This is a genomic window from Bacillus sp. SD088, from assembly GCF_017355205.1.
In the GTDB taxonomy this organism is placed as follows: Bacteria; Bacillota; Bacilli; order Bacillales; family Bacillaceae_C; genus Lederbergia.
The window spans coordinates 1-567 of the sequence record NZ_JADIJK010000074.1 but is presented as its reverse complement, the minus strand read 5'-3'; the positions used below and the strand labels follow the sequence as shown (position 1 = coordinate 567).

The window sequence follows — 567 nt, the reverse complement described above, 5'->3', positions numbered from 1 at the left end:
AAATTGGCCTACCCAATAATCCTCTTGTGCTTGCAAATCCTTTTGCGCCAGCCAATGACTATAATCTTTATAGTGAACCGTAAGCGGCGCTAGCTCGACACCATTATAAAGCTCCGAGAATTCCTTTGTGAGAATGTTGATCGATTCTCCATCTGAAATAATATGATGCATATCAAAGAACAAATAACTATTTGTCGGACCTTGTAACACTTTAACCCGGAATAATGGACCATGGGCAAGATCAAATGGACGGACAAAATCGGTAAATGCAGCTTGAGCTTGTGCTTCATCCAAGCTTTCATGCTCAGACCATTCTACTTCTATAGGCAGAGCGGAGGCAATTTGCTGGACTGATTCACCATCCACTACCGTAAAGGTTGTCCGTAAGGCTTCATGACGTGCGCTTAATTGAGCGCATGCTTGCTCAACCTTTTCTCGATCCAGCTGTCCCGCCAGCTCAAGCAATGCTGGCATATTATAAACAGTTCCCTGCTCGCCCATTTCATGGATCAAGTACAGACGTTTTTGCTGGGAGGAAACCGGATAGTACGCTTGCTCCTCCACTTT

At 44.8% G+C, this 567-nt stretch carries 1 protein-coding gene; it reads right to left on the bottom strand.

Annotation, left to right across the window (positions count from 1 at the left end):
• Window positions 1-567, bottom strand: a 567-nt coding sequence (locus tag IPU53_RS24710; RefSeq protein ID WP_207454185.1) for a condensation domain-containing protein, incomplete at both ends; no start/stop codon positions are given.